Source organism: Pseudoalteromonas sp. TB25, assembly GCF_000497995.1.
GTDB classification, from domain to species: domain Bacteria; phylum Pseudomonadota; class Gammaproteobacteria; order Enterobacterales; family Alteromonadaceae; genus Pseudoalteromonas; species Pseudoalteromonas distincta.
The window spans coordinates 22,260-29,908 of sequence record NZ_AUTI01000209.1 but is presented as its reverse complement, the minus strand read 5'-3'; the positions used below and the strand labels follow the sequence as shown (position 1 = coordinate 29,908).

General features: G+C 39.5%; 5 protein-coding genes and 1 pseudogene. 1 reads left to right on the top strand and 5 read right to left on the bottom strand.

Annotated features, from left to right (window positions below; all coding sequences use genetic code 11):
- Positions 1-493, bottom strand: a 493-nt coding sequence (locus tag L652_RS0105450) for a tripartite tricarboxylate transporter substrate-binding protein (protein WP_024594933.1), incomplete at its 3' end; no start/stop codon positions are given.
- A gap of 11 nt (positions 494-504) precedes the next feature.
- Positions 505-1,746, bottom strand: coding sequence for a porin (locus tag L652_RS0105445; RefSeq protein WP_024594934.1), 1,242 nt, complete (start codon positions 1,744-1,746; stop codon positions 505-507).
- A 498-nt stretch (positions 1,747-2,244) separates the two neighbouring features.
- Here L652_RS0105445 and L652_RS0105440 point away from each other — a divergent pair, with 498 nt between their 5' ends.
- A complete protein-coding gene (locus L652_RS0105440; RefSeq protein ID WP_024594935.1) occupies positions 2,245-5,223 on the top strand; it encodes a DUF3857 domain-containing transglutaminase family protein in 2,979 nt (992 codons plus the stop codon).
- A 287-nt stretch (positions 5,224-5,510) separates the two neighbouring features.
- Here the strand turns inward: L652_RS0105440 and L652_RS0105435 are convergent, their stop codons facing one another.
- The 3 genes and pseudogenes from L652_RS0105435 to L652_RS0105425 form a co-directional block, all read right to left on the bottom strand.
- The gene (locus L652_RS0105435) at positions 5,511-6,167 is read right to left on the bottom strand and encodes a 3-oxoacid CoA-transferase subunit B (RefSeq protein ID WP_024594936.1); all 657 of its coding nucleotides are present in this window, start codon (positions 6,165-6,167) and stop codon (positions 5,511-5,513) included.
- Positions 6,167-6,870, bottom strand: a pseudogene (locus L652_RS01000000123290) (CoA transferase subunit A). Before L652_RS01000000123290 ends, L652_RS0105435 begins: the two are co-directional and overlap by 1 nt.
- A 9-nt stretch (positions 6,871-6,879) precedes the next feature.
- Entirely contained in the window at positions 6,880-7,641 is a 762-nt protein-coding gene (locus L652_RS0105425) for a 3-hydroxybutyrate dehydrogenase (protein ID WP_024595645.1), read from the bottom strand.
- Positions 7,642-7,649 lie beyond the last annotated feature (8 nt).

Sequence of the window (7,649 nt, the reverse complement as noted above, 5' to 3'; positions counted from 1 at the left end):
CCGCCACTAAGTGATCCATACTGCCGCGAGCAGAACCGCCCGCTACTTTTACCGAACTTGGATCTTCTTTTATTGATTTAATAACATCCTCCCAAGTTTTAAATGGAGAATCGTTACGCACTACAAACGCGCCATAATCTGCAATCATACTGGCTACAGGTGTTAAATCGCGATAGCTATAAGGAATTCGGCCACTTAACGCGCGCAATACGATAGGCGTTGAGTTAACCATTAAAATATCGCCCTTTTTAGTGCCCGACTCAATTAAATACGCAATAGCACGACCGCCTCCACCACCAGACATATTTTGAAAAGATGCATTATTTTCAATGCCTGACTTAACTAAACCTTCGCCTATACCACGGGCTGTTGTATCCCAACCACCACCAGGTCCGCCAGGGATTAAAAAGTGAGTGTCGGCCATTGCCATTGGGCTGCTAAGTACTAACGATGCTGCAAGTATGGTCGTTTGTAATGATTTAAATAATTTCATTGTGTGTCCCTTTAAAATAAATACTGCATACGTGCACTAAAGCCCATACCAGAGTCTTCGTCGCCAACCAGCGCAGTAGTACCGGCACCTTCTACATCGCTGTAAATTAGATTACCCATAAACTTAATATCACTACTTACGTAATAAGATGTACCTAATGTATAAGTTGTCGCTTTTGTGCCTTGTAAGCTACTTGTAGCATCTACTTCTGAAACACGTGCCACCAACTCCCATGCATCTTTAATATTTTTAGGTTGTACAAATAATGCAGAGCTCGCTTTGTATTGGCGCTGTTCTCCACCTAAAAAGTAACTTGCCGATACATGAAAACCATCAAAGCGCTCGCCATCTAAAAAATCAGCACTATTAGCGGCATCAAGTGAGCGGCTTGCATATTCAGCCTCAAGTGTTAAAGAATCCGCCTGATAAGCAAACTCAAGACCGGTTTGCGATAAACTATCAAGTGGGCTTGTTACACCACCAGCAGCATAATCAACAAGGCGAGTATTAGTCTCGCGCACTTCACCACGCGCAAAACGTGCGCCTAATTCATTGCCACCCATATCGCGATATGAATGCCACACGCCTAAATGAATTACATCGCCAGGTGATGTACTCGACCATGTAGCACGCCCAGTAATAGCAAGAGTAAGCTTATCGTTTTCATCGCTACCTGTTGCACCAAATGCATCATTTTTATAAACGCCTATCGCGTAACGAAAGCCAGAGTCTTTAAAATATTGATAGGCAGAAGCGCCCCAACGAAAAAATGGGGAGAAAGTATTGGCAAGCGAACTACGCTCAATTGTATTAATGTGCTTTGAACTGGTTAATGCATTTAGCGATATATCTTCGCGAATTTTACCTGCTTTAACTTTAAGTCCGTTATCAAACGCATAGCGAACACGCGCCATCACTATTTCAGCAGTGCCTTCGGCAAACTCGAGTAACAACTTGTGATCCCAATTTCCGTGCTCACTTTCAACGTAAGTACGAATACGACGAGGGAAAAAATTGCTCCCGCCAGAGCCCTCGTTATCAGCATTGTAAGCACCATCAAAATAGTTGTAGTCGAGCTGAACCCGTCCACCAAACTCTAAATTAAAACCACTGGTTTTTTTTAGTGCACTTACTTCTTTTTGTAACGCATCTAATTCCTCTTGTAGTTTTTGCGTATCGTTATCGGCTAAAACGGATGTACTTGCTAATGCTGCAGCAACTGCCAAAGCGAGTTGTGTGTTACTTGCTTTCATTATTTTCTCCACGCTTGTGTATGTATTTATTGTCAGGTAGATAAGCGACGACAAACTGCTATCTAACTCGCAGCTTATTGTTAACGTGAAATTAACTAAATATTTAGAAGGTAAGGTGCATTGATGATCGTTATATGCTTTTTGCTCATAAAGTTCATGAACAAAAAGAGCAAAAACAGTTACTGTTATATTTTGATTTATAAACACTTTTAAAGGTTTGAATGATTACCGTACGAATAAATAGATAGGATTTTTGCAGCTCTAATAAAGCCCACAATAAAGTAGGCTTAGCTAATTATGATTTAGCAATACAACTAGAAAATCATTTTAGGAACATTTGAGGGGGTTAAGCGTTTCGCACTTACCATAGCAGTTTATTTATATACTATTAATTAACTGCTCAACAATGAATTTGTTAACATCTCATTGTCAAAAAAGCCTAAATTTGGTACATTATTCCTTCAATAGTATTTATAAAAACAACTATAAGACCCCACAATGAAATGGAACTTCCTTCGACTCAGTGCTTGGCTAATTGCACTTACCTTATTAATTTTCTCTCATAATATTTTTGCGCAGCAATATAAAATAGATAAACCAGCTAATTGGGTTAATACACATATAATTGAGCAACCCAAGAATTCCGATATAACCAAAGTACGTGACGGCACACTTTATTTGTTACTCGATAACCAATCCTATATACCGAGCAGGCAAAAACAGCAACGTTATACCCGTTTGGTTATGCAGGCATTGAATCAAAGTGGTGTTGATTATATAAGCCAGCTTAGTCTTGATTTTGATCCAAGTTACGAGTCGCTAACACTAAATAGCTTAACGATTATCAGAAATAATGAGCACATTGATAAGCTTGATAGCGCGAGAATGACGGTTATACAGAGTGAATCTGAATTAGCTGAGCGTATTTATAATGGTAGCTTATCACTCAATATTATTATTGATGATATGCGCAGTGGCGACATACTCGATTACAGCTACACAGTGACAGGCAGCAACCCTATATATGCTAATAAGTTTAGTACAAGACGCACGCTGAACTGGTCGGTACCCGTAGTGCAACAAAATATGCGTGTACTTTGGGGTAAACAAACACCTCTACATATAAATACAATAAACGGCACAGCAGATATTCAAGAAACGCTTAATAAATATGGCAAAGATTATTCTATAACTCTTTTTGAAGAACCTTTACTGGAGCAGAATTCTCAAACCCCAACGTGGTACGACCCATATACACAAGTTTACTTTTCTGAGTTTGACGATTGGGGTCAGGTAGTTAACTGGGCATATCCGCTTTATCAATCAGCCATAGAAACCCCAAGCAGCATTTTGGATATAGCTAAAAAAATAAAAGCAAAACACACAAAAACATCAGATAAAATTGCAGCAGCACTGCGCTTTAGCCAAGACGAAGTTCGATATTTAGGGCTTGAAATGGGCACTAACTCGCATCAACCAACGTCAGCTTCAGAAACGCTTTCGCTACGATACGGCGATTGCAAAGATAAAACAGTACTGCTTATCTCGTTATTAAAAGCGATGGATATAGAAGCCTTCCCTGCGCTAGTTGATACAGAGGAAACCAAACGTTTAAAAGAACTTCCACCTTCTGCAAGTGTATTTAATCACGTTATTGTTACGCTTAAACAAAACGGAAAACGCTACTGGCTCGATCCTACGGTTAGCTACCAGCGAGGTACTCTCGAATATTTAGCACAGCCTGATTATGGCTATGCCCTAATTATTGATAAAGGTGAAAGCGCTTTAACTTCAATGGCGCAAAAACCTGTACATACAAATGTATCTGTAGAGGATAACTTTTTTATTGCTGAAAAAGTATCTGAGTCATCACGTTTTGAAACCCAGTACACTTATGCTGAATTTGAAGCAATTAACCGAAGAAACAATATAGCCAGCAGTGGTCTAAATAGCGTTGCTAAATCTTACTTCGAGTATTACCAAGGTTTTTTAAATGGCTTATCAATCAATGAAGCAATGGCAATTAGTGAGCAAGAAAAAACGGGGAATCTAATAACCAAAGAATCGTATTTAATTAGTGAATTTTGGGAAAAAACAGACGAAGGCTACGAAGCTAGTTTTTATGCGAGTGAAATACAAAATAGCGTTTACGAACCAAAGCAGGTAAATCGTACCGACCCACTTTACTTTGACTACCCCAATATAATTAACACCACAATAAAACTACATTTTGCAGAAAAAGGTTGGGGATTTGATAGCGATCAAGAAGAAATTGACAACGACTACTTCAATCTAAAAACAACTACTGAATTTAATGATAATGTTTTAACACTGAGCTATAACTATTACGCAAAACAAGATCATATTAAAGCGGATCAAATAGATGATTATTTAGCACAGCGTAAAAAGTTAATATCAGCAACCCATTACCCTATTCTAAAATATGCAAAGGCGAGCGAAACGCCTCAAACAACAGCTGATGTGCTAGATAGCTTTGGTTATAGCTGGCTTAAATATGTGTTGGCTGGCTATATTTTAGTGCTCATATTCTTCTTCGCCGATTGGCGATTAGAGTCAGCAAAAAAAGTTAAATTTGAAGATAGTCCATTTTATGCTGTATCTGTAAGTAAGTTTATTATTTACAGTATTTTAAGTTTAGGCATATTTGTTAACTACTGGAGTTATCGTAACTTTAAGGCCATTAAAGAGCGCGATAACTCAAGTATTATGCCTATTGCTCGAGGTATATTTGCATTTTTATGGTATTACCCTTTGTATCTCGCACTTGCACAGCACAGCCAACAACAGTTAAACAAAAATAGAGTAATGCCTAACTGGACTGCCTTAACACTCTGGCTAATGGTACTTGCCAGCGCCTTTGCTTATCGTATGGACGAATACGCAACCATAGTGATTTGTATAATGCCATTTTTATGGTTGCCCCTAGTTAGTTACATTGAGCAAACCGATATAAGTAAAGAAGCCCTACATTACAACTCATACTGGCGAATTAGACAGTATTTAATCTCGCTTGCGTTTGCACCTCTATTATTTTTAGGCGTACTTCAAGAAGTAAATATTTTACCCAATGCTGCAATTATAAAAGGCGATAGTTTATGGCCTTACCAAGTACACTTTTTAAAACGTAATCGCCTAACACCTGAAAACGAAGAAATACTTTATTTTTATAGCGATGCAGTATTTGATTACCGACAAGACGGTAACGGAATAACCGAGAACTATATTTTTAGTTACTACAAAAACGATGACGGTAAGCTTGAATCAGATCTTAGTCACTTTAAAGACATAGAAAAAATAGAAACCACATACGGTAAAACCAAACTTGATAACACAAGCATTAAAGTAATAAAAACTGACGGTAGTGATTTCTTGCTCATTGTAGGGCGTCTAAACAAGCAGGATAAAGTACTAGTAGAGCAGATTAATTTACGTATAACAGCAAATAAAGTCCGTTAGTCGATTAAAATACCCAATTAATTACGAATATTTTTAGCCTCTAATTAAAGGCTGTTGATATTTTGAGGCTAAGATTTTACAAGAGACTATTTAATTTTATGTCAAAGCAGTAGCTGTCTTGAGTGGCGATAAAATCATTCCTAGCTTGAATTAATTTTAACTCTGAAAGATCAATGCTTTTATAATAAAAATCCATATCAAATTATTAAATTTTGAATTTATAGTTTTTCAAGTTATGAAAAACCCGCAACAATGCGGGCTTAATTAATAACGACAGTAAGCTATTATTAAAATGTCATTTCGGGTGTATTTTTAGGGATAATTAAACGCCCCTGTGTTTTAGCTTGAATTTCTTCTACGCTCACTCCGGGGGCACGCTCTAATAAATGAAATGCACCATCTTTAATTTCCAGTAAAGCCAAGTCGGTAATTACTTTATTAATACACCCCACACCGGTAAGCGGTAAGCTGCATTCACTGAGTAATTTTGACTCACCATGCTTGTTAGCGTGGGTCATCGTGCAAATAATGTTTTTTGCACCGGCAACTAAATCCATGGCACCGCCCATACCTTTTATCAATTTATTAGGAATCATCCAGCTAGCAATATTACCGTTTTGGTCAACTTCAAAGGCGCCCAATACGGTTAAGTCAACATGACCACCGCGGATCATCGCAAAGCTTTCGGCTGAGTTAAAAATGGCTGCGCCAGTGGCGGCAGTAACAGTTTCTTTACCGGCGTTTATCATATCAGCATCGAGCGCATCGGCAGTAGGATACTGCCCCATACCCAGCAGGCCATTTTCTGATTGCAGCATTACTGCAATATTATCGGGAACATAGTTAGCTACTAAGGTAGGGATCCCAATGCCTAAATTAACGTAATAGCCATCTTGTAATTCCATCGCGACTCGCTTGGCGATTTGTTCGCGTGTTAATGCCATTAGTTTGCTCCTAATTGCTTTGCTGCTTGGGTGGTCTCTTTTTCTATGCGTTTTTCAAACACCCCCTTTATAATCCGGTCGATATAAATACCGGGAGTGTGTATTTGGCTTGGCTCTAACTCCCCAGGCTCTACAATTTCTTCTACTTCGAGTACGGTTATTTTACCCGTGGTGGCGGCCATAGGATTAAAGTTCATCGCGGTATGGCGATAAATACAATTACCAAAACGATCCTCTTTCCACGCTTTTACAATGGCAAAGTCACCGGTAATACTGTGCTCTAGTAAGTAATCTCGACCATTAATACTACGTGTCTCTTTGCCCTCAGCCACTGGCGTGCCTACTCCAGTGGCTGNCCCGCGCCACCAGCGCGCATTTTTTCAGCCAGTGTACCTTGTGGAGTAAGCTCTACATCTAGCTCACCACTGAGTAGTTGCTGTTCAAACAAGGCATTTTCACCCACATACGAGGCCACCATTTTGCGTATTTGTTTATCCTCTAGTAACACGCCTAAACCAAAACCATCTACGCCACAGTTATTAGACACCACAGTTAAATTGCGAATACCTTGACGTTTAATTTGGCCAATAAGTCCCTCCGGTATACCGCACAAGCCAAAACCACCGGCAATCACTGTCATGCCATCTTCAAGCCCTGCCATTGCTTCGCTGTAACTACTTACTACCTTATCGAATCCTGCCATTGTTAGCTCCTATTGTGCGGTCCAGCCGCCATCTATAGCTATCGCTTGTGCGGTAATGTTTCGCGCCGCATCAGCCATTAAAAAGGTTACCGTATGGTGTATTTCATCTAAACCAATAAAGGCTTTTTTAGGCATAGGTGCTAGCATAATAGTGTCGATTACTTGTTGCTCAGATAAGCTATGCTCTTTAGCTTGTGCGGCAATTTGCTGCTCTACCAGCGGTGTTTTTACATACGCAGGACACACGATATTAATGGTTATATTGGCATCCCCTGTTTCAAGGGCTATAGCTTTACTAAAGCCAATTAAGCCATGTTTGGCGGCCACATAAGCCGACTTATATTTAGAGGCCACCATGGCATGAATAGAGCCAATATTAATAATTCGGCCAAAATTTTGTTCGCGCATTTTAGGTAATACCGCTTTGGTCATCATTGCAGGTCCAACTAGCATTACTTGCTGCAAAAATTGCCATTTATCAGCCGGAAATTCTTCAAGCTTTGCTACGTGCTGAATGCCGGCATTATTTATAAGCACATCAACAATTTGCGGTAACTGATTAAAAAAAGCGGTAATTGCCTCGCTGTCGGCCACATTTAATGCATAACCTTGGGCTTTTCCGCCATTAGTAACAATACCCTCTGCCGCTTCTTTTGCGTGCGCTGCATTTAGGTCGGTTACTATAATATGATGACCCGCTGCTGCTAATTGCTGTGCTATATATAAGCCAATACCGCTGGCTGCACCGGTTATTAAAATTGTTTTGCTCATGCAGGCCT

Excerpts from the sequence above, each read along its gene's own strand:
- L652_RS0105425 (WP_024595645.1), bottom strand. The coding sequence starts at position 7,641 with ATGAGCAAAACAATTTTAATAACCGGTGCAGCCAGCGGTATTGGCTTA.
- L652_RS0105445 (WP_024594934.1), bottom strand. The coding sequence starts at position 1,746 with ATGAAAGCAAGTAACACACAACTCGCTTTGGCAGTTGCTGCAGCATTA.
- L652_RS0105435 (WP_024594936.1), bottom strand. The coding sequence starts at position 6,167 with ATGGCATTAACACGCGAACAAATCGCCAAGCGAGTCGCGATGGAATTA.
- L652_RS0105440 (WP_024594935.1), top strand. The coding sequence starts at position 2,245 with ATGAAATGGAACTTCCTTCGACTCAGTGCTTGGCTAATTGCACTTACC.